Genomic DNA, 26,560 nt, shown 5'->3' with positions numbered 1-26,560 from the left:
AACTAATTATTATTCAAAACTAAATTCTTGTCAACTGTTTCCTTCATTTTTTTGGAAACAATTTCAGCTAAGCATTCGATAAAAACCGATTGTGCATTCGGCATATTTGGTCTAAAATATTTGGCATTTAGTTCATCCGTTACAACTTTACATTCATAATCGTTGTCATATAAAACTTCTAAATGCTCTGCCACAAAGCCAACTGGACAATATACGAAGGATTCATAACCATGCTCTTTATATAAATCTTTTGTTAAATCTTGCACATCTGGCCCAATCCACGGATCTGGAGTATTCCCAGCACTTTGCCAACCAATTGTATAGTTTTGAATGTTTGCAGCCTCTGCAATTAAGTCTGCTGTATGCTGCAGTTGCTCCACATAAGGATCACCTGCTGCAATAATTTTTTCTGGTAAACTATGTGCAGAAAAAATTACGACAGCCTTCTCATTATCTACAATATTAGTAAAAGTCTCTTTTATCTGATTTGCCCAATACAAAATAAATTTCGGTTCTTCGTACCATTGTTCAATTGGTTCAATAACAGGGCCACCGATTTCTTTTGAAAAACGAATAGCCCGGTCATTATACGCTTTAATGCTAAAAGTAGAATAATGCGGCGCTAATACGATACTAATCGCCTGCTCAATTCCATCGCGCTTCATCTCTTCTACTGCATCTTCTATAAATGGGGCAACATGTTTTAAGCCTAAGTAACAAGTAAATTCATACTCTGTAAATATGTTATTCATTGCATCTGTTAATTTATGCGCTTGCTCTTTCGTAATTTTTGCGAGTGGGGAAATTCCGCCAATTGCTTTATAGCGCCCGATTAAGTCTTGGAGTGCTTCTTCGGAAGGTTTACGCCCGTGGCGAATATGTGTGTAGTACGCTTCTACATCATCTAATGATTCTGGCGTTCCATACGCCATTACGAGTAAACCTATTTTTTTCTTTGTCATCTATATAACACCTCAATTTTATAAATGAGAATCTTTTTCAAGAACATTTGTTTCCAATTATAACAACTAATAATAAGTACGTCAAAATAATTATTATAAATAAGTATTATTTCTAATATGATTTTTAATTTTATATGACAATTTATTTAATAAAAAGCGACTTACATATAAAGTAAGTCGCTTCTCTCCTATTCTTTAATATTTACCCCGTATTCTTTAAACCAAACATGAATTTGCGCTAAATGAGCTAAAAGTTGCGGCCCGGTCATTAATTGACCAAACCAAGGCGTTTGAAATGCACTGCCGCCTGACTCAATTAATCCACTTAGCTGTTCCTTATCAAATAGTTCGTGTAGAATCGAGCCTTTATCTGTTAATAAATCTTGTAGCCATACTGTTACTGCTTTTGTATAGTGCGGATTGTGCGTTTTCGGATACGGGCTCTTCTTTCTATATAAGATGTCATTTGGAAGTAACCCTTCTAACGCTTTACGCAATAGACCTTTTTCGCGGTTTTTATACATTTTCATTTCCCAAGGAATATTCCACGCATATTCGACAAGTCGGTGATCCGCAAATGGAACGCGTACTTCTAAGCTTGCACCCATACTCATACGATCTTTTCTGTCTAATAATGTTGTCATAAACCATACCATATTTAAATAAAATAATTGTCGTCTCTTTGCTTCAATTGGGCTTTCTCCCTCTAAAATAGGAACTTCTTGAATGGACTCTTCATAGCGCTGCTGTACATATTGTTGTAAGTTTAATTTATTTCTCCATTCTTTCTTTAGCAGTTGTTCACGTGCTTCTGTAGAGCGCATCCACGGAAATGCACTCGATTGTAAATCATCCTCTCTATAAAACCACGGATAACCACCAAATATTTCATCTGCACATTCCCCAGATAGACCGACGACAAAATCTTGTTTAATCTCTCGACAAAACCATAATAATGATGAATCAATATCTGCCATACCAGGCAAATCACGAACGAGTACTGCTTCTGTTAAATACTGTGCTAATTGTTCATTTGAAATGACGCAGCGATGATGGATTGTTTGAAACGTTTCAGTCATCAAATTAATAAATGGTGCATCTGAATTCGGCTGAAACGCATTCGCTTTAAAGTATTTGTCATTATCTTCGTAATCAATCGAATACGTGTGTAATTGCCCTTTTCCTGATCTTTCGTATTCTTTCGCAGCAATTGCTGTAATTGCGCTCGAGTCTACACCACCTGATAGAAAAGTGCACAGTGGTACATCAGAAACGAGCTGCCTTGTAATCGCATCTTGTAATAAAAAACGTGTTTTCTCTACTGTTTCTTCAAAGGAGTCTTCATACTTTTTACTTTCAACATTCCAATATCTCCATATACATAAACCATTCTTTGAAAATGTCATCGCATGCCCTGGACGTAGTTCTTTTATACCAGCATAAATACCGTGACCAGGCGTTCTAGATGGTCCGAGACCAAATACTTCTGACAAGCCTTCTAACGTTACTTCCGCCTTCACATTTGGATGCGCCAATATCGCTTTTAACTCGGAACCAAATAGTAATCGCCCACTATCGTATTTATAAAATAGCGGTTTTACACCTAATCGATCTCGTGCAATAAAAACTTGTTCTTTCTGTTCATCCCATACAGCAAACGCATATATACCGTTTAAATGATCGACACATTCTTCTTTCCATTCAATATAAGAAGCTAATAGTACTTCCGTATCAGAGTGGCCTTTGAACATATATCCTCTTCTTAATAGTTCCTTTCGAATGTCTTCCGTGTTATACAGTTCGCCGTTATAGCAAATTGCATAATTCGTTTCATCTTTTAAACAAGTCATCGGCTGTTTACCACCCTCAGGATCAACAACGATTAACCGCTTATGCCCAAATGCGACATTGCCTTTAATCCAAACTTTATTATCATCTGGGCCACGCTTCGCTAACGTTTCAGCCATCTTCATAACAGTGGCCCTTTCTCCTTCTAATGAGCGTTTATAATCCACCCATCCTGTAATCCCGCACATATAAATCATCCTTCCATCTTATTACTTTTCCTGAACGTGCAGTAATCCCCACTCTAAAAGTGCGGATCAAAGAAATGACAAACTTGACGGATAACCTACTATCCACATATGGAATAGTATTTTCACTCAGTAAAACGTGTTTTATTGTATGCCCACTTATGTCTAGATGTGTCTAGTTATAAAGAATGCACGAACTGTCTATAACAGAAATAACTACTTTTTATAAAGGAGATATCGTGTATGATACAACGTAAACATATTTTATATAACCAACCCCGCGCCCATACAGTCGGTAATGTAGAATATATAAACAATGAATGGATATTCTTTGATGACGAAAATGAGGAAGCATTTTTATTAGAAGATATTGCCGAAGATGGTTTTGAGGTTTTATATAACAATAACTGGCTACCAGCTCGTTTCTATGAACAAAATGTATTACAAATTGCTAACGAACAGCATCAATTACAAAATGGTGAGATGATACGAATCCGAAAGAAATTACTTCTTAGCTATAAGGAATGGCTTGAAGAGTTACCTGACTCTGTCTTTACATTATTAACTGAATCATTGCAATCACTTCACTACTCTTTATATGATTGCATGTATTGTCATAATTATTTATCTTTCTTACCGAAAGAGGAAGCACGCGAAGGAGTAAATATTCTATTGTTCGATAACGAAGAAATGATTTGTACACTGCAGCATCATTTCGTTCGTCACACGTCTTCCAATAAAAACATGTTTCGTTTTACGAAAGTAAACGGAGAAGAATTGCATATCGATGCGACATAAAAATAAAAACCACCTTATCTCCCAAACATTTGAGATTATAAGGTGGTTTTATTCTCTTTATTAGAATACTTGCCAACCAATCGGTAATTTTAGTCCTAAGTATAATACCGCTACTAGCGCGACAATAAATAAGCCCCAAGCCGCCCCTGCCGGTTTGTTTTTGCTCATTTTTACAAGAACCATTTCCATTCCACCGATAACTAAAATACCAGTTAACATTTTTAAGCCATACCACATGTGCATGCTACCTGTTGCTGTCTTCACAATACTCATGTACAACATGAAGCCTGTTACAATAATGATAATGTACATGAGGCGAAGCCCCATATGTACGCCTTTCCCTTTTCTTCCTGCTGAATAAAGTGAATACGCCACAAAGAATAAAATTAAACCTAACGCCCATGCTGTAATATGCATATGTACCATCGTATCCCTTACCTCCTATTTTCACACTTTTTCACTCTATATGATAACATGTTCATTTATTTTCAGGAAATGTTTCGCTTTTTTACATTTAAATGCTATAATATTTAGAGTATTTACAAACTTCTTGTAATAACAAAAGGGGGAACAATCATGATTCAAACTAAGGATATTATCGAACTTACAGACACATACGGAGCAAATAACTATCACCCACTTCCAATCGTTATTTCTAAAGCAGAAGGTGTTTGGGTAGAAGATCCTGAAGGAAACCGCTATATGGACTTATTAAGTGCATATTCTGCAGTAAACCAAGGTCATCGTCACCCAAAAATTATTAACGCTTTAATTGACCAAGCTAATCGTGTTACGTTAACTTCTCGTGCTTTCCATAGCGATCAATTAGGTCCTTGGTACGAAAAAGTTGCGAAACTAACTAATAAAGAAATGGTACTTCCAATGAATACAGGTGCTGAAGCTGTTGAAACTGCAATTAAAACAGTTCGTCGCTGGGCTTATGATGTGAAGAAAGTAGAAGCAAACCGTGCTGAAATCATCGTTTGTGAAGATAACTTCCACGGACGTACAATGGGTTCTGTTTCTATGTCTTCAAATGAAGAGTACAAGCGTGGATTCGGCCCAATGCTTCCTGGCATCGTTGTAATTCCTTACGGTGATTTAGAAGCATTAAAAGCCGCAATTACACCAAACACAGCAGCATTCATTTTAGAGCCAATTCAAGGTGAAGCAGGAATTAATATCCCACCAGCTGGTTACTTAAAAGAAGCTCTTGAAGTATGTAAAAAAGAAAACGTTTTATTCGTAGCAGATGAAATCCAAACAGGCTTAGGCCGTACTGGTAAAGTATTCGCTTGTGACTGGGACGATGTAACTCCTGACATGTACATACTTGGTAAAGCACTTGGTGGCGGTGTGTTCCCGATCTCTTGCGTTGCAGCAAACCGCGACATTTTAGGCGTATTTGAGCCAGGTTCTCACGGTTCTACATTCGGTGGTAACCCACTTGCATGTGCTGTGTCTATCGCGGCTCTTGAAGTGTTAGAAGAAGAAAAATTAACAGAGCGTTCTCTTCAATTAGGAGAAAAATTAGTCGGGCAATTAAAAGAAATTGATAACCCAATGATCACTGAAGTTCGCGGTAAAGGTTTATTCATCGGTATCGAATTAAACGAGCCAGCTCGTCCTTACTGTGAACAACTAAAAGCAGCTGGTCTACTATGTAAAGAAACACATGAAAACGTAATTCGTATCGCACCACCTCTAGTAATCTCTGAAGAAGATTTAGAGTGGGCATTCCAAAAAATTAAAGCTGTATTATCGTAATAATAGAGAGGTTGTCCTACATGTTAGGACAACCTCTTTCTTTTTATATTGATTTATACTAAAATAAAATTGTAATTTTCTGTATTTATATTTTGTAAAGGAGGTACGATATATTGTTATTACGATACGGCAAACATATTAACTATTTAGCTACGTCTTTTATTTTAGTTACATTCTTTGGCTTCTTACTTTCCACAACTTTGCTTAGTCACTACTTAACTTCTACTACATTCACACTACTGAAAGCATCATTTTGGACTGCTGTTATCCTTACTATTATTGGCTTTGGCCGAGAAAAAAGCGCACTTACGGTTATACTATTGGGCATTTGCACACTTGCATTCATTGGTCTTTACACTTTTTCCGTTATCGATTATCTCTATAATCCCAGACCATAAAAAGAGCTATCTTTTCATAAGATAGCTCTTTTTTTATTTCACTACATTTCGCAAAGTACCAATTCCTTCTACTGTAATGACCACTTCATCACCAGCATGCAAAAACTTCGGTGGTGTGAAACCTTTTCCGACACCAGCCGGCGTTCCTGTTGCGATAATATCTCCTGGTTCTAACGTCATTCCTTTACTTATCGTTGAAATAATTTCTTCTATTGAAAAAATCATTTTATTTGTATTTGAAGTTTGTCTTACTTCCCCATTTACTATCGTTTCAATGTGTAACGCATTCGGCTCACTAACCATTGATTTATGAATTAAATACGGTCCCATCGGACAAAATGTATCGAAACTTTTTCCAAGGAAAAATTGTTTATGCTTCCTTTGAATGTCGCGAGCAGTTATATCATTTATAATGGTATAACCAAAAACATGCTCAAGCGCTTTTTCTTTTTTTATTTGTTTCCCTCGCTTACCAATGATGATAGCTAGTTCGCCTTCATAGTCTAGTTCATTTGTTGCATGAGGATGACTATTAATTTTTTCATCCATTCCAATAACTGTCGTTGGCGCTTTCGTAAAGATCAGTATATTTTCTGGAATTGACTCTACTCCGCCCATTTCTATCGCATGCTCACGATAATTTTTTCCAACGCAAAGAATATTCTTCCTTGGCCTTGGAATAGGTGCTAATATTTTCACTTCAGTTAACGGATAATACGCCGTTCCTTCATTTTCCTTCGCCCAATTTACAATATCACATATTTTTTCAAAACATTCGGTTCCTCTTTCAATACACTCTAACATTGTAATAGGGATTGTAACCTTTTCTCCCTTTTGCCTTTGCGCTTCCCTTAAGTGCAATACCCTTTCTCCCTCTTCATCTACAATACCTACAAATACCTTTTCTTCTTTTTTCGCCGTTACCAAACGCAATATTTCCACTCTCCATCCTAAAACTCATACCCTTTAATTGTATTCGCATCCGTAAGAAAAAAACCTTCTCATACACGCTAATTTTTACAATATTCTTCTCATATCCTGTTCGTTACTCCTTTATTATTTGGCATAAAATGTAGAAATTTTACTTTTTTTAGCGAAGGTATTTCTTTTTTATGGGGTTTTTGTATAATATGTACTACATATATACTAAAAATTTCATTTAGAGATGGAGCCGATTTCAATGTTTGAGCAAGCGATTGAAAAAAAACGTGAAAAAATGATTTATTTTGCTGAACGCTACGGAATGACTTCTCAAAAAACAGTGGATTGTAGCCAAGAACTGGACAGGCTCTTAAATGCAATTTGGCATGTACATACGGATTTTCACCCTAATCAAACACTCGATACACACACGCAATAACGTGTGTGTTTCTTTTATTTCAAAAAAACACACATTTTATTGAAAACGCCCATACAATAGTAGAAAAGAAAATTTTAAAAACGAAAGGTGTTTTGTATGCCAGCTATGGTCGGACATATTCGTATCGTCAATATTGGATCAAGTGGTATTTTTCATATTGGAGATGTATTTGCGATTAGGCCTATTAGTTATTCACGCGCTTTCGCTGGAGCCGGCTCTTTTAATGTTGGAGATAACGTCTCTGTCTACAATTATCAAAGCGCAACGACTGTTAATGATTCAGATGTCATTGATCAAGCGATAATTGGTTCAACTTAGAGGAGGCGATTGCATTGAATTTTTATGTAAACCAAAGCATCATCATTAACAGCATTAAAATTGATAGCATTACAACCTCTTCTGTATTCCAAATTGGTACTGCTGGAAGTATTAAAGCTCTATCTAAATTCTCAAATACTGGCGGATTTACAGAGCCCCTTCGCCCATTACAGGCGAAAGGACAAATTATTTCTATCAAACCATCAACTAGTTCTTCTTAAGACATCCTTGTCATAAATATATAGCAGGAATATATTTCCCCTCCCTATTGAAAAGGAGGTTTCACAAAATGAATCAAGATATATATACTTACTTACACCAACTTCAACAAGCTCTTCAAGCACAACAAGCAGCCATCCTAAATTTAGAAGATCAAGTACGCCTATTACAAGAAGAGCTTAACGAATTAAAAAATCGCCCCTCCTCTTCTGTAGGAAAAGTGGAATACAAATTCGATCAATTAAAAGTAGAAAATTTAAATGGAACTTTAAATATTGGTTTAAACCCATTTTCAGCAAAAGGACAGCAAATTGAGGATTTTCAAGTTGATACAGAGACTTTGAAGGTCAATCCTGAAACTGACACAAATCCAGATTTTTACCAAGGCATCCTTCAGGAAATGCATCGTTACTTAGATGAAGAAGCATATAATCGAATTCTCCATTTTGAACAAGAAGAGAGAACGCCGCTCGATGAAATGTATCGACAAATGATGGTTGATGACATAAAAAAACAGATGGAGCATAGACTTCCTTATTACTTATCACAAGCGCAATCACATGAAGGGATTTCAACAGACCCAGATTATTTACGAGATATCATTATCCAGGCAATGAAACATGATATCGACAAAGCCTTTCTATCTTTTATTCAACACATACCGGGCAATTTCCGAAAGGAGTAAGTATGTATGAATGTTAACGTTGTAAATCGTGAATTAAAAGTCGGACAGATTAAAATGAACGGTGTATCGTCGTCCGCACTCTTTTTAATTGGGGATGCAAATTTCCTCATACTATCTTCTATTCTTGATACACCATTCGAAACTGTTACAGAGGGGCCATTTGTACCATTAGTTACAGATGTCCCTCCTACTCCAGGTTAAGGAGACTGAAAAATTATGTTACATCATGTGTCTATTGTCGAAAATGTTTCTATTATTTCCTTAGGTATTGCTGCCGTATTTCAAGTTGGAGATGCAAATCAAATGGAATTAAAAAGTAGAGCTCTTGCCGTCCATCGTGAATTCCCTTGTTATATAAAAGACGAAGGTCGCTTAGATGCATTTGAAATCTTTACAGATGAATACATTACAATCCCGAAACGAACGACAGACGTAAAATTAAACATTATAAATGAGTGTCCTTTTATTGAAGTGAATAACGTTGAATTACGAACACTTTTAAACTCTGGTGGATTTCAAATTGGAAATGTTGATTATGTTTTTAATAACTCTCGTATTATGCAAATCCGCCAATATATTACGGATGAACCTTCTGCACAATAATTCATATAGTAATTAAAAAGCTTAGTAAAGTAGGTGGATGGTATGCCTTCTGTTGTTGGAAATCTCGTCGTTCAAAACAGTAATGGCTCTTTCAATTTAGGAGATTTTTATAACGTGTCTCCGAAAGAAAACACGAAAGCGTATAATGGATCTGGAGCTTCTAACGTTGGATTTGTCGTAAATACGTTTAGTGGTGTTAGTGCAACAAATACGTTCGATTCTGATGTGGCCGATCAAGATCAGATTGGAACAGCATAAAAAAAGTAGGAGTTATCTCCTACTTTTTTCTTCTTTCTACATGAGATTACAATTTTATTTAAATGATAATCCTTTTTCCTCTAGAGCCGCTCTCAATTTAGGTAAAGATGCCGGTCCCATACCATGTAGTTTTAAAATTTCTTTCTCGCTATACTTTGAGAGTTCTTCTACAGTGTGAATTCCATGATGTTCTAGTGCCCTTCTTGCTGGCGCTGAAAGAAGAGAGAGAAAACCTTCTTTTGGTTTTCTCTCTTTCTCACAGGTTGGGCAAGTTGGACAATCGCTACTTTTATAGTACTCGTGTCCCTGTTCACAAGTTCTTAACGTTGCCATTTTTTATAGCCCCTTTCTGCTCTCTATCCCTCAATATTCACAACATGATTCCCATCAAAGAAGTATAAACATTTCTCTTTCACAGGATGTTGTAAGCTTTTCTCGAGTGCTTTTGCATATAGCGAAAGCTGCACTTTATATCGCTCTTCTAAAATCGGTTTCGCTTGATCGAATCCACCTGGGAACTTTCCTTCAATCGTATCCGTTTTAAAGTCGATTAACGTGATACCATCTTCCTCTTCAATCATACAGTCGATAACACCTTGGACAAGAATCGTTTCGTCGCTCTTGCCTTGCCAATCTTGATATGCTTCTTCTGCTGCAAGCATCATTGTAAATGGTACTTCACGCTCAACACTTTTCGCCGCTAATACCCTTTTACCTAGATCACTTTCAAAGAACGCAATGACTTTTTCAATCGCAATTTCTTCTGCTTGTTCAAAAGTTAATAATTCCTTATTCACCATTCCAGCAATTTGCTCTTGAAGAACTTCAATCGTAATCGGCTTCTTCAAATCAACATGCTGCATAACGGCATGGACTGCTGTTCCGCGCTCTGCGTACGTTAGCCCTTTCTTCTCCATAAAGCGTGGACGTGTTTTAATTGGCGCACGTAGTTTTTTAATAAAGGCGTTATCGCTACCTTCTTCAGATTGATAATTTCTCTTTATTTCTGTAACAGATTGCTTTGCACGATGAGATGTCGCTTCCTCATATCCGTACTTCCACATTAATCTATCGTACACTTCTTCTTTCCGTTCACTTTCTAACGGAACAGCCTTTTTCTCACGAAGTGCTTCTAACAACTCTTGCTTCTCTTCTTGAACTGGCTCTGGTGCAAGTAACGTGTTACCGTCTACAACTTCTACTTTCCAGCTAGTGTCATACCCATAAACTTCATCTGGAATGCTTCCTTGTCCTAATTCAAGAAGCATCTCACTATCACGATGTCTATATAATGAAGGTGCAATCCAGTCTAAATAACAAGACGCTCCAGCACGTATATGATCTGGTAATAACCATTCACTATGCTCCCTCGCATCAAGCCATTTCTCCATTTCCTTCGTTGCATCTTTCACTGTTCCGATTAAAATTAACTTCTCTTTTGCACGCGTTAATGCTACGTATAATACGCGCATTTCTTCCGCAATTAATTCCATTTTCATTTTACGCTTAATTGCTAGTTGCGATAATGTCGTATATTTAATTCGTTTACGCGGATCAATGAACTGCGAACCGAAACCGAAGTCTTTATGCAGTAAGAAACGCTTCATTAAATCTTGTGTATTAAAGCGACGACCAAGTCCAGCGACAAATACGACTGGGAACTCAAGTCCTTTACTTTTATGAATCGTCATAATACGAACGACGTCTTCTTGTTCACCTAGAGCTCTCGCCGTACCCATATCATCACCGCGTTCTAAAATACGCTCGATAAAGCGTAAGAAACGGAATAACCCTCTAAACGATGTTGCTTCATATTGTCTGGCACGGTCATATAGCACGCGTAAGTTTGCTTGTCTTTGCTTTCCAGCTGGTAAACCGCCAACGAAATCGTAATAGCCTGTCTCACCGTACACTTTCCAAATCAAATCAGAAAGTGACTGTTGGCGCGCGAATTCACGCCACCCTTGCAGTAAGTTATAGAACCACTCTAATTTATCATGTAGTTCTTGTTCTTCTTCAAGTGGTGCCCCTTTTAAGAATGAGCTCATTACTTCATAAAACGAACCTTTCTTTCCGTGAGCACGAAGCGTCGCAAGTTCTTCATCATTTAATCCAACGATCGGTGAACGAAGCACTGCGGCAAGTGGAATATCTTGCATCGGATTATCAATCACGCGGAAGACGTTCATCATAATATTTACTTCTGTCGCTTCAAAGTAACCAGTCGCAAGATCAGCGTATACTGGAATTCCTTGCAGCTTTAGCTCTTCCATAATTTGCGGTGCCCATGGCATGGAGCGAAGTAAAATAACGAAGTCGCGGTATTGTACAGGGCGCATACTATTATTTTTACGGTCATACACTTCATAACCTGAATCAACCATCGCTTTAATGCGCTGCGCCATAAGACGAGCTTCAAGCTGTGCCTTTTCTACTTCCGCACCTTCTTCACCGTCTAGTACTTCTTCTTCCGTTTGCTGAATACATAATAGTTCAGCCGCTACATCTTCACCTTCTGGATAGCTAGCACCTAACTTTAATTCAGCGTCAGCATCGTAGTCAATCTCCCCAACTTCTTCGCCCATAATTTGTTTGAAAATGAAGTTCGTGCCTGCTAGTACTTCATGACGACTACGGAAGTTTTTCGCTAAATCAATTTTCATTCCGCCGCCTAATCCTTCTTGCGTGAAACGTTTATACTTTCCTAGGAATAGGCCTGGTTCTGCTAATCGGAAACGATAAATCGATTGCTTCACGTCACCAACCATGAATAAGTTTCCTTCACTCTCAGAATCTTTCGTTACGAATTTAATAATCGATTCTTGTACGAAGTTCGTATCTTGATATTCATCGACTAATACTTCAGCAAATTTATTACGATATTGAAGTGCTACTGCTGATGGCTTCATTTCACCATCTTCACTTTGTTCACTTAAAATTTGTAAACAGAAATGCTCTAAATCTGTGAAATCGACCATGCCTTTATCTCGCTTCATCGCTTGGAAACGCTCTGTAAATACTTTTACAATCTGTACGAGTTTTTCTAATACAGGATGCATATCTTGAAAATCTCGTAAGAAACTTTCAGGTCTGCGGCTAAATAGCTCTTCTTGCAATTTCTTCACTTCATCCTTCGCTTTATTACGAAGAGAGTCTACTTGTTTTACAACGTCCTCGTTGTAATCACTTTTCTTAATACGCTTTAACGTTTGCCATGACACATTTTGCATTGCTTCGTACACACTTGTCCATGACTCACGAGCAGCTGATGATAACGTTCCAAGTAAAGCTAAGTCTGTTTGCAGGGTTTCAACGCGAGGTGCTGGACCGTCAGGAAGCATTGCAAGTTCAGTCGCTTTACGAATATGCTGTTCCGCTGTTTCAAGTTGGAATTTCACATCTTCTAATAAATACGAAGCATATACTAAATCTTCAATTGTCTTTCCTTCCACGTCGTATGCTTCCACTAATTTATCAAGCCATTTTTCCGGATTTGGATGTGCTCTTGATTCTGTATGAAGTGCTAAAATCATACGCTGTAAATCATCGTCACTACGGTCACTCGTATAACGATCAACAAGTTCAAAGAATATCGCATTATCTTCAATTCCATACTCTTCTTCTAATATGTCATCTAACACTTCTTCTTTTAATAATTCATTTTCTGTTTGATTCGCAATGCGGAAACGAGGATCCACATCAAGCATGTAGTAATATCCTCTAATGACTTGTAGACAAAACGAATGGATCGTTGAAATGGAAGCTTTATTTAATAGGCTCAGCTGCTTTCTTACATGCTGAGATCCTGGTTCATCAATTAATACTTTTTCTAACGCTTCCCCAATTCTGTTTTTCATCTCTTGCGCCGCTGCATTTGTAAATGTTACAACGAGCAGGCGGTCGACATCGACTGGGTTTTCTTCATTTATAATCTTTTTAATAATACGTTCAACTAATACCGCTGTTTTTCCTGATCCGGCTGCTGCTGCGACTAAAATATCACGTCCATTCGCTACAACGGCTTTCCACTGGTCATCTGTCCATTGACTACCTTCTGGTTTTTTAGGCCAATTTTCTATCATTCTCCGCCAACCTCCTCTCTAATTTTCTCCATCGCTTCACTATCTTTCATATCTTTTAACGTACGGAATTGATTATCTTCAAGTGATTCATCAAACTGACAAACCGATTTGAAGTTACAGAACGTACACGCCGCTTTATTCCCCTTTTTGTAAGGTGCAATATCGATCACACCTTCTGTAATATCTTTTCCGATATTTTCAAACGTATGGTGTACGTATTTTTGCAGTACGTTAAACTCTTGTTCACTTGCAATACTAGAACGCGCACTAAAACTACCGTCTTTTTTCAAACCAGCAGAAATAATATCTGAGCTTCCTGTTGAAAGTTTGTTATCCATTAAACGAACAACGTCAGCATCTCCTAGTACGAGCCCTTTCATTTTGAATTTCTTTAAAATTTCCTTTTCAATTTCTGCTTCAGATGCGTCACCTTTCACCTCAACGATCGGGTTATGAATGTGGAAATACAATACACCAGCTGGTGATGCTGTGCCGCCTTTTTTCATCCATGTCTGTGCATTTGAAGTAACAACATCTAAATACGTTAACATTTGAAGTGCTAATCCGTAATACACTTCCGTTAAGTCTAACGCTTTTGAACTTGATTTATAGTCAATAATGCGTAGGAATGTACCGTTTTCGTCTTCTGCCTTATCAACACGATCAATACGACCAACTACTTCCATCTTCACACCATTTGGTAATGAAAATTCCATCGGCGGAAGTGATCCTGTACCGCCCATACCGAACGGCACTTCTAAATCAACTGGTACGAAACCGCTCGACTTCGCATGTTCACGCAGAATAATTGACGTACGGAAAATAATTTGTTGTAGTTTTTGTTTTAAATAGAAATGACGATTTGAACTTAATAAAATTTGTCTTTGTAATAACGGTGCAATTTCTTCTATTACTACACCAGAAAGATGTTCACACTCTTTTATTGATAAATCCGCCCAAGTACGGTTCTCACGTAATAGCCTGTCCGCAATTCTCTTCAGCGCTGCATGGAATAGCTCCCCGATATCTGGCGCATCCAATTTGAAAATATCACGCTCTCTTAATGATAAACCGTGCTGCGCGAAATGAGCGTATGCACAACGGTTAAATAGTTCCATACGAGAGACGCTTCCCTTAATTGTATCTCCGTATAAATCTCTACTTACAACTGTGCTTAATTTCTGCGCACGATTTCGGTAAAACAGACTTGATAATACGCGGCTACTTTTTTGTTTCCATTCATCTGAAGTTACATAGAAATTATATACATCCCACCAAAAGTCTAAATTCCCTTCAAATCCATATCGTTTCCACGTTTGAAGTTGCTGCATAACATATGACAACGTTACTTCTGGCGTTGCTACGTATGAAATTTGTTCCGAACGTGATAAATCATTTACGTCATTCGTAATAAACGAGTCTTTCACATCAGGGAACATTCTTTTTATTTTCTTAATAAAGCTAGACGCAAGTAACGTCTTTCCTTCTTCATCTGCAAGCGGGCATGAAATATATAATTTCTCAGTCGCTCTCGTTACCATTTGGTACATAACGAACTGTTCTTCTAACAAAGTTTGTCTCGTCGTTGGCGCTAATTCAATTCCTGCCGCACCAAGAACTTCTCTTTCCTCATCAGAAAGCATACCTTCATCCATCGGTGCTGCTGGAATGACACCTTCATTTACCCCAATGACGAATGTTGCTTTCACATTTGATAACCTAGAACGATCAATGTTAGCAATTAACACTTGGTCTAATGACGGCGGAATGTTTGCGAATTGAAGCGCCTCAAGACCTGTCGACATAACGTCTGTGAACATAGAAAGTGACATTTTCTCTTCGCCAAGCATCTCAACAAACGTATCAAGAAGACTCATTACTTCTTCCCATACTTGCTCATGATCTGTCGCAAATAAGAAATCGCCGCTCTCTTCTGCACGAATACGTAATGCTTCTAGTTTTTTCGGAACATCCAGCTCTTCTAAAAATAAGTAAACAGCTTCGCACATTTGCATAACTGTTCCCGCACGCTTCAGTCTTTTTTGCATACGAATAACAGGCGTTCTTACAACGTCGCGCAATCGATTTATTTTCTCTTCCATTTCACGTTCACTGTCTGTAATCATCCCATTCGTATCGTCAAGAGAACGATAGCGTCGGTACATCCACGGATCCTCAGAAGTCCATCTCTTCCCTTGTACACCGTACGCTAAACAGTAGTTTTCAAACTCATCCATCTCTTCGCGCATTGCTTCTTTTCTTACGTCTAATGGATATAAAAGCTCTGTTTTCACGCAGCGAAACACTGCATCATAACGCCAATTCCCGCTAATAATCTCGAGTGCTGACCGAATGCATTCTACTAGCGGATGATGTGACATCGGTCGTTTTTCATCGATGAAGTGCGGGATATTATAATCTGTAAATAACGTTCGCATCACATCGTAATAACTTTCCCCGTTACGAAGAAGAACTGCAATATCACGGTAACGATAATCTTCGTCCGCCACAAGTCTACGAATTTCACGGGCTACACCTTCTACTTCAGCTCTTAAATTAGCTGCTGTACTAATCGTTACACTCGCTTCACCGTGAAACTTTTCATTTGGACGTGCTTCGTAATGCATTTCTAAATGCGCTAATGCCGGAGAATGAAAACGCGGCTGTTCCATAAGTGGAATCGTTTTTTCAATTTCTATCTTCTCTTCACGTGCTACTTGTTTTATTTTTTCATACGTTAACGTCGTTTCATAAAATAGATCTAGTTCATTTACTGGCTGTGCTAACGTCTTTTCATCTATCGTTAACGTAATCGTAACTCTCGCTCCGCAAATCATAAGCTGTCTTACAATTTCTAGCTCTTGCGGTGAAAACGAATGGAATCCATCTATATAAATTTCAGCCTGATTTACATACTCAGACTGCGGAAGCTTTTCCACTAGCAATTGCAGATAGTCTTCTGAATCTAAATATTTTCCGATTAAGGCACGCTCAAAATCATCATATAGTAGTTGTAAATCATATACTTTATTCGCCAGTAGCTTTTGTTCGGCACTGCTACTATGCGCATCTAATTGTTGCCACATTTCATATACGTTTGATGGCGTCACGTTATATCGTTTAAACTCTGCAATCATACTGCCAAGATGTTCAAAGAAACCGTTTTGCTCCGCTGCTTTTTGGAACACCGATAATCCATCTTTACGAGACTCTACAATTTTACGAAGTAACATATGTACGCCCGCTTCATCAATGTGAAGACGACTCGCTCCACCAACTTCTTGCAATACTTTCCACGCTAACCGTGAAAAACTAAAAACTTGTGCCCGAATAGAACCTCTAACATCCTCACTACCAATTAACGCCTGCTGCGTTTGAAATGTCATCTGTTCTGGCACAAGATATAATATGGTTTCTCCTCTTGGACGCTGTTTTAACTCTTCTTGCACTTCGTGTAAACAAAGTGTACTTTTTCCACTTCCCGCTCTACCAATCACAAATCGAAGTGACATGTAACCCCACCTTTCACTTACATAACGAACGTTAGTTTGCTACTATAATTGTATTATAGTACACGAAAAAAGACAAACGGAGTAGTTTGTCTTTTTCTATACTTCTACCTATTATATCAACCTTTTGAAAAATTCGTTTGCACCTCTTGAAGTGGCCAATATCGTAAATCAACTTTACCGACAACTGTATCAGCTTTTACAAACCCAAAGTGTCTACTATCCCAGCTCCCGAGGCGATTATCACCTACTACAAAAATATATCCCGGTGGCACCGATTTTTCTTTCGTCAACTCTTCTAGTTTAAAATCACCTGTTAGTTGTCGTCCATCTATCTCTTTCTTATACGTTTCTAAATAAGGTTCATCCACGAATTGTCCGTTTATATATAGTTTATCATGCTTATATTCAATTTGATCCCCAGGTAAACCGATAATTCGCTTTACATAGTCCTCTTTTTTATTCGCATGAAACACAACAACATCAAACCTATTCAAGTCCCCCACTTGATAACTCACCTTATTTACAACAAGCATATTACCATCTTGCAATGTCGGCATCATTGACTTCCCCTCTACAACGTACGTTGAAAAGAAAAACGTTCGAAAAAATACAGCTAATAATACACCAATTAAAATTGTTCGTATCCACTCTATGCCTTCTTTTTTCAAAGTTTTCTTCATCCGCTTCTCCCCTTATCCTTTAATAATGAAGCTTTCCTTTACAAAGAAGACCATTCTTACTGTAGTTCTAACTTTACTTCGATTTTCTTACCGACATACCATAAAATAAAAATACCAATCGCTACAATGACTGATTTCACCGGATTATGAATAAATGACATTAAATCATGACCGATATACGTTAAAATAAAAATCATCACAAGCTTTCCGAACGCGAGCGCAAGGCCAAACTGTTTTACACTAATGCGTGATAGACCAGCAACAACATTTATAAGCGCAGACGGTGTAAACGGAAAACAAAATATGACGAAAATCGGCGCGAACCCTTTCCTTTCAATCCATCCCATTGCCTTTCGTACTTTCTCATGCTTATTCACAAAAGAAAAGAAACGACTTCGGCCAAAATGGCGGATTATGAAAAAGACAAGTAAGGCACCCATTACTGATCCAAGCCAAGAATAAAGAAAACCGAGCCAAAATCCAAATGCAACAGCATTGGCCAGTACAAATACGATGAGTGGCAATGCTGGAATTAGCGCCTCTATCATCGGTAACCCAATACCAAGAAGTGGTCCGAACGCTTTATAGCTTTCAACAATATGATCCATATTTTCTGGTGAAAAATACTCTTTGATTGTCTGAAAATCCATTCTACACTTTACCCCTTTACTCTAAGTACTACCTCTACTGTATCATTGCTTATATGAAAGAGGAAATGGTAGGTACGACATATGGAGATGTAATTATTAAGTTTCCATACCTTTCATGAGAATTCCTTCATTATTTAACTATGATAATCCATCAATATTCGACAGGGTGTGTCGTTACTTGGGCGTTTTTTCAAATATATCGACTTACCAACAAAACTGAAAAGTAAAAGGATGGGGAGCCCCCATCCTTTTACACTTCGCCTTCTTTCACAAAATACAATTTCTCATATGCCGGTTTCAATTTAGATTCTTCAATTTTATCAACCTCTTTAAAACAAGGATTTCCTTGTTTTTTTCTACGGTCTTCATATTCAGTACGCAATTTCGCTGTACGATTTTGTTGATTTTCAAAGCTAGTTTTCGATATCTCTAACTTCACCGCAAAGCCATTTATAAATCGAATAATAAGATTTCCATCTTTTAATTCTTTATTGCTTTCAATATAAAAATGAGACAACCACGCGCACTCTTTTCTAGAATACGAATAGGTAGGGAAAAAATAAAGTTGATCGGTCGGACTAATCGCAATTGGTGCTTTATGTGTAATATGAGTTAACTCTTTCGTTCCTTCTTTTCTACCTAAGAAACTAGAGCCATGCTTGCGGCAACTTCTTTCTATAATATCTAGTGGTTTTTGAAATACGAAAAAAGAATCTTCCATCTCAACAACTCGTGTAACTATTTTCTTTTCACTTAGAATAACAGGAAGTAAGGCCATTGTATTTTTATTTACAACATAGTTTTCGACGTAGCGTTCTACTTTACTTTCCATATTCCACTATCTCCTTTTTTCTATTTATATTAGCAGCTGCATGTATAATTTTAGCATCTATGAAAAGGAAATGGCTTATAGATTCCGCTTTTTTACAATACTTTATCATTTATCAAATTTCTTTTAAAATATTAAATATAAATATAGTGATTAATTAATAAAAATCCACATAAAATGTATTTATACTATCAATAAATATTTACAATTGCTTCCTTATTTCGCATCATTACGACAATTAACTTTGCTATAATTAAAAGGAAAATCCAATATATGGAGGTCCACTATGGAAGAAAAAGAACTTCAACCAACGATTCAAATGAAAAATAGTAGCATTGTGATCGTGAAAAACTCAGCAAGTATTATATTCGGCTTATTTTTCATACTACTATTTTTTGCAAAACCTTTTCGTAAATCAAAATGCTCTGAATGTAAAAAACGCGAGAAGAAAAAGGTTGAAATAGAAGAGTAAAAGGCCTTCCATTTCGGAAGGCCTTTTACTCTTCTTCATATTCATTTTTTTCTTCCGAGTGTCCTTGTATCCCCTTTATTTTTTAACATTATTACATATCAAAAAAATATGATGAAAAATTACCCACTACGTTAAAAAGTACTCGTACGTGTTACCCGTTTTTATTTTTTATTAAGAACTTCAACTTTATACATCACTAGCAACTTTTTAATTCGTTAAATCTGCAATATAAGTTTTGTATATAATTCCATTTCAAAACACAAAATATGTAAGTAATTATTTATGATTACATTAGTTTTTATCTACTTCCAAAAAGGAGCTGTATAATATGGAGAAAAAAAGTCTATTAAGCCAACAGATTAATAGCGTCCCATCAGATGCTCTGAATACCCCTAGTAAAGAGCAAGAACAAATGTTAGAAACGTCATCTCAAGACGAACAAAATTCTAACAACAATACTAACAAAAAAGATGTTACTCAAAGCCTATATGGCACAGATTTACCCATTTCGGATGTAGACAGAACAACAAATAAAAAATGAATTGTAAAGAAAAAAATTAAGAACAAATAAACTTAATACTTTCTCATTTATAAAGTGAAACTTTAATCAGTCCTCAACAATTGGGCGTTAACAGGCAATTGGTCTCCCACTGAATTTTGAGAGGAGAGACCAACTGCCCGTTAATGTGCATGATAAAAGGACGACCATTATTTTCACAGTTATAAGGGCGTAGTTTTCTTCAATGAAATCAAAACGAATTGTTACTTCAATCGTACGTAGAAAATGGTCCTGCAGAACTAATTCTTCTATAAAAACTGATACGCGTTCACCCCAATGATTTTTGAATGCCTCCACCATAAGAAATCTCTCCTTTTCCATCAATTTTGATATAAAAAAAGAGATGGAAAGACTTTCTCCACAACATAAAAAAAAGGATGGCAGCAGCCATCCTTTTTTCCATAATAAACTATAAAATTATAGTTTGATTACGTTTTTAGCTTGAGGTCCACGGTTACCTTCTTCGATTTCGAAGCTAACTTTTTGGCCTTCTTCTAGAGATTTGAAACCTTCAGTTTCGATTGCAGAGAAATGTACGAATACGTCGTTTTCGCCTGGAACTTCGATGAAACCGAAGCCTTTTTCGTTGTTAAACCATTTTACTTGTCCTGTTACTGCCATGATTATTTCCTCCTAAGAAAATACATTTTTAATTTTTTTTAGTTTTCCTATCTAAAAAAAGAATCCACACATTATCAAATACGAAACATAAACTAGTTCTCACATACTTTTTCTCGTTCGTTTTCAGCACTTGATAATATATGGATTGCTTAATTTAACTATTCAACTGACATTATCATAGCATATTTAAAATGAAATGTACAATCTTTTTTAAAAATAGAATTTCTAATTTTTAGTATTTCTTTTAAAATATAATCATCTCTATTCCAAATAAGGAGGAATTCATGACAGCCAAAATCCCTAAAAAAACATTAAAGAAAATTGAAGAGGATATTGAAAATAATAATTTTGGTAAGGCAAGAGATAGACTACATGGCCTCATCTCTACATACCCAAATGAATTATATCTTCGAAAACAACTCGGAGACATTTATTATAAATTGCAATATCCAGAAATGGCTGGACGTTACTGGTATTTAGCGGAACATAAAACAGACATTATGCATGAATCATGTTTATTATTTGAAAAATCAATGGGAAATGATCCTTATCATATTTCACGTGCTTTAAAATTCAAAGGAGATTCTATCCATATAAAGAGGTTAGATAAAGATCAAAATTTATCTTTAGTACAGAAAACAGTAGTAGAAGAATTAGTTTATGAGTATCAGGAAACATGGCAAGATAAGTTAGTCCCACTTAGCTGTCTAGTATTTCTTGCTTTCCTTCTTTTTTCTGCCATTGTTGGTATATTCACTATATGGAATTGGATTTTTTAATTATAGGAGGAATTTTCACATGTCAAACTACGCTAACGAAGAAAAACTAACTGGCGGAAACGTCTCAAACGTATATCGTTCTGAAAATACTGTGCGGCGAGAATTGAAGCCAGACAGTGCAAAAATTCATAAGTTATTACAGCATCTAGAAAACAAAGGTTTTCATCATGCTCCAAAGTTTTTAGGTATAGATGAAAAAGATAGAGAGATTTTATCTTTTATTGAAGGAGAAACCGGGAATTATCCGTTAAAAGAATATATGCGATCTAATGATGTGTTAAAAGAAATTGCAAAGATGCTCCGCCTGTACCATGATGCTGTAAGTGATTTTCCTTTATCAGATGATTGGAAACCGATGGATCATACCCCAAATAATATTGAGGTTTTATGCCATAACGATTTTGCCATATACAATATTATTTTTAATCAAGAAAAACCAGTAGGCATTATTGATTTCGATGTTGCTGCTCCTGGACCAAGAATTTGGGATATCGCTTATACGCTCTATACTTGTGTACCTTTAAGTAGAACGTATTATACAGAATCCGGCGAGGCAGTTCATTATGAATCGGCACAACATGCTGGCCGTATGAAAAAAAGAATAAAATTATTCGTCCAGTCCTACGGTAAAAGTATGGATGAAGATTACTTAGGTATGGTGTTACTGCGATTAGAAGCATTATGTACATATATGAAAAGAAAAGCAAACGAAGGCGACGTAAATTTCCAAAGAATGATTGATGAAGGACATTTAGAGCATTATGAAAAAGATATGAAGTTTATTCGTGAGCATAGAGCTGAGTGGATTTGATACTATTGGCTTTCTTGTAGGTAAGTCGATATCCTTTGTCGAATCGTTGATATCATTTCATTTACTCTCGCATCTCAAACAAAATAACAAGAGGCACCCATTCAAAAGGTGCCCCTTCCTTTTATTTCGTAAACTGTGCTTCTTCGGTAGATCCTTTTAATGCTGTCGTTGATGAAGTACCGCCTGTAATAACTTGTGCTACTTCATCAAAGTAACCTGTTCCTACTTCTCGTTGATGACGAGTTGCAGAGTAGCCATGTTTTTCTGCTGCGAATTCTGCTTGCTGTAGTTCAGAGTACGCTGCCATGCCGCGCTCTTTATAGCCTCGTGCTAATTCAAACATGCCGTAGTTTAATGAGTGGAATCCAGCAAGTGTTACGAACTGGAACTTATAACCGTAAGATGCGATTTCTTTTTGGAAGCTCGCAATTGTTTTCTCATCTAGTTTTTGTTTCCAGTTAAATGAAGGTGAACAGTTGTATGCAAGCAATTTCCCTGGATGCTCTTTATGAATTGCGTCCGCAAATCGTTTTGCATCTTCTAAATTCGGTTCAGATGTTTCACACCAAACGAGGTCTGCATAAGGAGCGTATGCTAAACCACGTGCAATCGCTTGATCAAGACCTGCTTTCGTACGGTAAAATCCTTCTGGTGTCCTTTCTCCTGTAATAAACGCTTTATCAACAGGATCTATATCGCTCGTAATTAAATCTGCCGCATCCGCATCTGTTCTTGCAACGATAATTGTCGGCACTCCCATTACATCTGCAGCAAGGCGTGCAGAAATTAAATTACGCACCGCTGTTTGCGTTGGTAGTAATACTTTTCCACCTAAATGACCGCATTTCTTCTCTGAAGATAATTGATCTTCAAAATGCACGCCAGATGCACCTGCTTCAATCATACCTTTCATCAGTTCAAATACATTTAATTGTCCGCCAAATCCAGCTTCTGCATCTGCTACAATCGGCACGAAATAATCTGTATCACCGCTTCCTTCCATATGCTGAATTTGATCCGCACGTTGAAGCGTTTGATTAATTCGTTTTACTACAGCAGGTACACTGTTCGCTGGATATAAACTTTGGTCTGGATACATATGGCCAGAAAGATTTGCATCAGCCGCTACTTGCCAGCCACTTAAATAAATTGCTTTTAACCCAGCTTTTACTTGTTGCATCGCTTGGTTTCCTGTTAATGCACCAAGTGCGTTAATGTAATCTTCCGTATGAAGCGACGCCCAAAGCTTTTCAGCACCGCGGCGCGCTAATGTATGTTCAATATCAATTGATCCGCGCAGGCGAATTACATCTTCTGCCGAATATGGACGTGTGATCCCTTTCCAGCGATTATCTAGTTCCCAGCTCTCTTGTAATTTCTCGATTCTTTCGTTTTTCATTTGTTCCATCCCCTTTTCACTTTTTATAAAATTTCATAACCCGGTAATGTTAAAAATGGTACGAATTCATCATTCCGAACGAGATTTGTAAACAACGTTGTCGCCTCTTGGAATCTCCCTTTCTTAAAGGCTTCTTTACCAATCTCTCTTTCTATTTTTGCTAATTCTTCTTCTTTTAGCTCTTCCACTAGTTCAAGCGTAATATTACGGCCATCATTTAGTTTTCCACCTTCATGACGAATCCATTGCCATACTTGTGCCCTAGAAATTTCCGCTGTTGCCGCATCTTCCATTAAGTTATAAATTGGTGCTGCTCCCCGTCCGCTTAACCAAGATGCAATATATTGAATGCCTACACTAATATTCATACGAAGGCCTTCTTCTGTAATCGTTCCCACTGGTACTTCTAATAAATCCTTTTCTGTTACATGTATTTCTTCTCGTTTTCTAAAAATTTGATTCGGTGTTTTCATAATGTGATTAAATATTTCCATTGCGACTGGTACAAGTCCCGGGTGGGCAACCCAAGTCCCGTCATGACCGTCTAAAGCTTCGCGCTCCTTATCCGCACGCACTTTTTCAAAAGCTGCTTCATTCGCTTCTGGATTGTTTTTAATCGGAATTTGTGCTGCCATTCCTCCAATAGCTGGTGCATTGCGACGGTGACACGTTTGAATTACTTTCAAAGAATACGCGCGCATAAACGGCGCCGTCATCGTGACTTGCGCTCTATCTGGAAGTAAAAATTCATTATGATTACGGAAACCCTTTAGAAAGCTAAAAATATAATCCCATCTTCCGCAATTTAATCCAGCAGAATGTTCTTTAAGCTCATACAAAATTTCATCCATTTCAAACGAAGCGTGAATCGTTTCCAGTAATACCGTCGCTTTAATCGTTCCGTTTGGAATACCGATATATTTTTGAGCAAATACAAAAACATCATTCCATAACCTTGCTTCTAAATAGCTTTCCATTTTCGGTAAGTAAAAGTATGGCCCGCTTCCTTTTGCTAAAAGAGCTTTCGCATTATGGAAAAAATAAAGTCCGAAATCCACTAAGCTACCAGACATATTTTCCCCATCAACTTGCATATGTTTTTCTTCTAAATGCCATCCTCTTGGACGCACAATTAACACTGCTGTTTTACTCTTTAAACGATATTCTTTTCCGTTTTCATTTTTATGTGAAATCGTTCCCTTTACTGCATCTCGTAAGTTTATTTGACCTTCAATCGCATTTTCCCAAGTTGGTGAATTCGAATCTTCAAAATCCGCCATAAAAAGATGTGCTCCTGAATTTAAAGCGTTAATAACCATCTTTCTATCTACTGGGCCAGTAATCTCTACGCGGCGATCCTCTAAATCTTTTGGCAATTTAGCAATTGTCCAATCAGCTTCACGTATGTGCTTTGTTTCTTCTAAAAACTTCGGAAACTCTCCTGCATCAATTTTCTGTTGTTTTTCCACACGTTTTTGTAAAAGTTCTATGCGGCGCTCATTGAAAGTTTCATGTAGTTCCTTTAAAAAACTAAGCGCCTCAGGTGTCAATATTTCGTTGTACGTTGGTAACATTTCTCCCACGAGTGTAACCCGTGAAGTTTGCGTCGACATATTAGCATCCCCTTCTTAAACTGTTTTATAACAGATTTGATTTTATGTTTTATATTATATAACAAATCTTCAGAAAAGGAAGTTTTTTTTGAAAATTTAATTGGTTTTTTTACAAAACTGTATTCTTCCACCAGCATTACACATAAAAAAAGAAGCCGGTGTTATACAACACCGGCTCCTTTTTATTATTTATTCAAACATTGAGTTAAATAAGAACTGCGCATATTGTTCACGTGTTACTTTCATGTTTGGAGCGAAGTTACCCTTCCCATCTCCTACTGAAATACCATTTGAGCCTACTGCATTAATCGCATTTTCTGCCCAATGTCCCTTTGGTACATCTTTAAATCCTGCTGATCCTTTTACTTGTAATCCAAATGCTCTCGTAAGAACTTGCGCCATTTCTGCACGTGTTAACGTAGCTTTTGGTCTGAAGTTTCCATTCTCGTCACCTGTAAAGATACCTAATTCTGTTACTGCTAACACTTCAAAAGGAAACATCGTTGATTTATCATCAACAATATCATTATACGGGCTTTCTAATACCTCATCTTCTCCAAACTCTTCATCAAGATCCAGTGCACGATAAATTAAAGCGGCTACTTGTTCACGAGTTACGTTATGTCCAAAACCGAATACACCATTTCCATAACCAAGCATAATTTCGTGTTCTGCTAAAGTTTGAATTGCTTCATAAGACCAGTGTCCTGCTGGTACATCTTTAAAGATTGCCTGACTTGCTTGTTGTGGCTTTGCAGCTAATTCAGCTTTTGCTGTAGTCCCTTCAGCACTAAATGCTACTCCACCCATAATTGTTAAAGCTGTTGCTACTTTTAGAATCTTTTTCTTCAAAGTACTCTCTCCCTAAAAACATATTTTTTTCTAATATAAAGAATTAACGAAAGCGTAACAATACAATTCCCATGTGATTTTTGTCTAATTTATGAACTATATTTCATATACTTTTATTTACACTCTATTAATAATAAAGTTACTAAACCTCATATTTAAACAAGAAAAAGTTACTTTATTCAATCTCTTATTATCCATTAAATTCCAACAAATAAATTATGAACAGAAAATCGATATACTTATAAATAATATAAAACAAGAAAAAAGCGTGGGATTTCCGCGCTTTTTTCTTGTTTTATA

General features: G+C 37.0%; 28 protein-coding genes and 1 pseudogene. 14 read left to right on the top strand and 15 right to left on the bottom strand.

Annotated features, from left to right (window positions below):
- Positions 1-2: 2 nt before the first annotated feature.
- Positions 3-962: a ferrochelatase gene (hemH, locus tag DN390_RS27800; RefSeq protein WP_147809034.1), complete on the bottom strand. Its 960-nt coding sequence runs from the start codon at positions 960-962 to the stop codon at positions 3-5.
- Between the two features lie 188 nt (positions 963-1,150).
- Positions 1,151-2,998: an asparagine synthase (glutamine-hydrolyzing) gene (gene asnB / locus DN390_RS27795; RefSeq protein ID WP_147809033.1), complete on the bottom strand. Its 1,848-nt coding sequence runs from the start codon at positions 2,996-2,998 to the stop codon at positions 1,151-1,153.
- Positions 2,999-3,238: 240 nt separating this feature from the next.
- Between asnB and DN390_RS27790 the strand changes: the two genes are divergently transcribed.
- Positions 3,239-3,793, top strand: a complete 555-nt coding sequence (locus DN390_RS27790; protein WP_060629922.1) for a DUF2777 domain-containing protein — start codon at positions 3,239-3,241, stop codon at positions 3,791-3,793.
- A 60-nt stretch (positions 3,794-3,853) separates the two neighbouring features.
- On the opposite strand, the gene DN390_RS27785 is transcribed toward DN390_RS27790, so the two are convergent.
- Positions 3,854-4,219, bottom strand: coding sequence for a YisL family protein (locus DN390_RS27785; protein WP_097949547.1), 366 nt, complete (start codon positions 4,217-4,219; stop codon positions 3,854-3,856).
- A gap of 150 nt (positions 4,220-4,369) precedes the next feature.
- Here DN390_RS27785 and rocD point away from each other — a divergent pair, with 150 nt between their 5' ends.
- Both rocD and DN390_RS27775 read left to right on the top strand, forming a co-directional pair.
- On the top strand, positions 4,370-5,560 hold the full coding sequence (gene rocD, locus DN390_RS27780) for an ornithine aminotransferase (protein ID WP_000616660.1): 1,191 nt from the start codon (positions 4,370-4,372) through the stop codon (positions 5,558-5,560).
- Positions 5,561-5,673: 113 nt separating this feature from the next.
- Complete coding sequence (locus DN390_RS27775; protein WP_063224636.1) at positions 5,674-5,958, top strand: hypothetical protein; 285 nt, start codon at positions 5,674-5,676, stop codon at positions 5,956-5,958.
- 33 nt (positions 5,959-5,991) lie between these two features.
- On the opposite strand, the gene DN390_RS27770 is transcribed toward DN390_RS27775, so the two are convergent.
- A complete protein-coding gene (locus DN390_RS27770; protein ID WP_179955793.1) occupies positions 5,992-6,891 on the bottom strand; it encodes a fumarylacetoacetate hydrolase family protein in 900 nt (299 codons plus the stop codon).
- A 247-nt stretch (positions 6,892-7,138) separates the two neighbouring features.
- Here DN390_RS27770 and DN390_RS27765 point away from each other — a divergent pair, with 247 nt between their 5' ends.
- From DN390_RS27765 to gerPF, 7 genes are all read left to right on the top strand, one after another.
- Positions 7,139-7,318, top strand: coding sequence for an aspartyl-phosphate phosphatase Spo0E family protein (locus DN390_RS27765; protein WP_000462840.1), 180 nt, complete (start codon positions 7,139-7,141; stop codon positions 7,316-7,318).
- A gap of 96 nt (positions 7,319-7,414) precedes the next feature.
- Entirely contained in the window at positions 7,415-7,636 is a 222-nt protein-coding gene (gene gerPA, locus DN390_RS27760; RefSeq protein WP_001111187.1) for a spore germination protein GerPA, read from the top strand.
- A gap of 14 nt (positions 7,637-7,650) precedes the next feature.
- Positions 7,651-7,857: a spore germination protein GerPB gene (gerPB, locus tag DN390_RS27755; protein WP_001012508.1), complete on the top strand. Its 207-nt coding sequence runs from the start codon at positions 7,651-7,653 to the stop codon at positions 7,855-7,857.
- Between the two features lie 68 nt (positions 7,858-7,925).
- The gene (gene gerPC, locus DN390_RS27750) at positions 7,926-8,540 is read left to right on the top strand and encodes a spore germination protein GerPC (protein ID WP_042874592.1); all 615 of its coding nucleotides are present in this window, start codon (positions 7,926-7,928) and stop codon (positions 8,538-8,540) included.
- 6 nt (positions 8,541-8,546) lie between these two features.
- Positions 8,547-8,741 (top strand): spore germination protein GerPD, encoded by a 195-nt coding sequence (gene gerPD, locus DN390_RS27745; RefSeq protein ID WP_001102341.1) that lies wholly within the window; start codon positions 8,547-8,549, stop codon positions 8,739-8,741.
- Positions 8,742-8,756: 15 nt separating this feature from the next.
- A complete protein-coding gene (locus tag DN390_RS27740) occupies positions 8,757-9,143 on the top strand; it encodes a spore germination protein GerPE (RefSeq protein ID WP_097949544.1) in 387 nt (128 codons plus the stop codon).
- Between the two features lie 42 nt (positions 9,144-9,185).
- A complete protein-coding gene (gene gerPF, locus DN390_RS27735; RefSeq protein WP_001141570.1) occupies positions 9,186-9,401 on the top strand; it encodes a spore germination protein GerPF in 216 nt (71 codons plus the stop codon).
- Positions 9,402-9,455: 54 nt separating this feature from the next.
- Here gerPF and DN390_RS27730 read toward each other — a convergent pair whose 3' ends face one another.
- The 6 genes from DN390_RS27730 to DN390_RS27705 form a co-directional block, all read right to left on the bottom strand.
- Positions 9,456-9,734, bottom strand: a complete 279-nt coding sequence (locus DN390_RS27730; protein ID WP_147809032.1) for an RNA polymerase alpha subunit C-terminal domain-containing protein — start codon at positions 9,732-9,734, stop codon at positions 9,456-9,458.
- Between the two features lie 23 nt (positions 9,735-9,757).
- On the bottom strand, positions 9,758-13,483 hold the full coding sequence (gene addA / locus DN390_RS27725) for a helicase-exonuclease AddAB subunit AddA (RefSeq protein WP_097949542.1): 3,726 nt from the start codon (positions 13,481-13,483) through the stop codon (positions 9,758-9,760).
- On the bottom strand, positions 13,480-16,995 hold the full coding sequence (addB, locus tag DN390_RS27720) for a helicase-exonuclease AddAB subunit AddB (protein WP_147809031.1): 3,516 nt from the start codon (positions 16,993-16,995) through the stop codon (positions 13,480-13,482). The genes addA and addB overlap by 4 nt, the downstream gene beginning before the upstream one ends.
- A gap of 116 nt (positions 16,996-17,111) precedes the next feature.
- The gene (gene lepB, locus DN390_RS27715; protein WP_063224645.1) at positions 17,112-17,675 is read right to left on the bottom strand and encodes a signal peptidase I; all 564 of its coding nucleotides are present in this window, start codon (positions 17,673-17,675) and stop codon (positions 17,112-17,114) included.
- A gap of 56 nt (positions 17,676-17,731) precedes the next feature.
- Positions 17,732-18,325 carry a TVP38/TMEM64 family protein gene (locus DN390_RS27710; protein WP_060629914.1) on the bottom strand — a complete coding sequence of 198 codons (594 nt, stop codon included), beginning with the start codon at positions 18,323-18,325 and terminating at the stop codon, positions 17,732-17,734.
- A gap of 250 nt (positions 18,326-18,575) precedes the next feature.
- Positions 18,576-19,157, bottom strand: a complete 582-nt coding sequence (locus tag DN390_RS27705) for a competence protein ComK (protein WP_147809030.1) — start codon at positions 19,155-19,157, stop codon at positions 18,576-18,578.
- 283 nt (positions 19,158-19,440) lie between these two features.
- Between DN390_RS27705 and DN390_RS27700 the strand changes: the two genes are divergently transcribed.
- A complete protein-coding gene (locus DN390_RS27700) occupies positions 19,441-19,626 on the top strand; it encodes a hypothetical protein (RefSeq protein WP_060629912.1) in 186 nt (61 codons plus the stop codon).
- A 328-nt stretch (positions 19,627-19,954) separates the two neighbouring features.
- Positions 19,955-20,167 carry a hypothetical protein gene (locus tag DN390_RS27695; protein WP_098198443.1) on the top strand — a complete coding sequence of 71 codons (213 nt, stop codon included), beginning with the start codon at positions 19,955-19,957 and terminating at the stop codon, positions 20,165-20,167.
- 151 nt (positions 20,168-20,318) lie between these two features.
- On the opposite strand, the pseudogene DN390_RS27690 reads toward DN390_RS27695, so the two are convergent.
- Both DN390_RS27690 and cspA read right to left on the bottom strand, forming a co-directional pair.
- A pseudogene (locus DN390_RS27690) lies at positions 20,319-20,485 on the bottom strand (IS5/IS1182 family transposase); the annotation flags it as partial.
- A 117-nt stretch (positions 20,486-20,602) separates the two neighbouring features.
- Positions 20,603-20,806, bottom strand: coding sequence for an RNA chaperone/antiterminator CspA (gene cspA / locus DN390_RS27685; protein WP_000301522.1), 204 nt, complete (start codon positions 20,804-20,806; stop codon positions 20,603-20,605).
- A 284-nt stretch (positions 20,807-21,090) separates the two neighbouring features.
- On the opposite strand from cspA, the gene DN390_RS27680 reads away from it, so the two are divergent.
- Entirely contained in the window at positions 21,091-21,585 is a 495-nt protein-coding gene (locus DN390_RS27680) for a DUF6584 family protein (RefSeq protein WP_147809029.1), read from the top strand.
- A 19-nt stretch (positions 21,586-21,604) separates the two neighbouring features.
- Positions 21,605-22,396 (top strand): phosphotransferase, encoded by a 792-nt coding sequence (locus DN390_RS27675; RefSeq protein ID WP_147809028.1) that lies wholly within the window; start codon positions 21,605-21,607, stop codon positions 22,394-22,396.
- 121 nt (positions 22,397-22,517) lie between these two features.
- On the opposite strand, the gene aceA is transcribed toward DN390_RS27675, so the two are convergent.
- The 3 genes from aceA to DN390_RS27660 all read right to left on the bottom strand — a co-directional run bounded on the left by aceA (position 22,518) and on the right by DN390_RS27660 (position 26,260).
- On the bottom strand, positions 22,518-23,795 hold the full coding sequence (gene aceA, locus DN390_RS27670; protein ID WP_060629908.1) for an isocitrate lyase: 1,278 nt from the start codon (positions 23,793-23,795) through the stop codon (positions 22,518-22,520).
- Positions 23,796-23,818: 23 nt separating this feature from the next.
- On the bottom strand, positions 23,819-25,408 hold the full coding sequence (gene aceB, locus DN390_RS27665; RefSeq protein WP_147809027.1) for a malate synthase A: 1,590 nt from the start codon (positions 25,406-25,408) through the stop codon (positions 23,819-23,821).
- A 189-nt stretch (positions 25,409-25,597) separates the two neighbouring features.
- Positions 25,598-26,260 carry an S-layer homology domain-containing protein gene (locus tag DN390_RS27660; RefSeq protein ID WP_147809026.1) on the bottom strand — a complete coding sequence of 221 codons (663 nt, stop codon included), beginning with the start codon at positions 26,258-26,260 and terminating at the stop codon, positions 25,598-25,600.
- Positions 26,261-26,560 lie beyond the last annotated feature (300 nt).

The organism is Bacillus sp. SH7-1, from assembly GCF_008042405.1.
Lineage (GTDB): Bacteria > Bacillota > Bacilli > Bacillales > Bacillaceae_G > Bacillus_A > Bacillus_A thuringiensis_N.
Note: the sequence above shows the minus strand (reverse complement) of the source record. Positions and strands in the feature narration are given on the sequence as shown.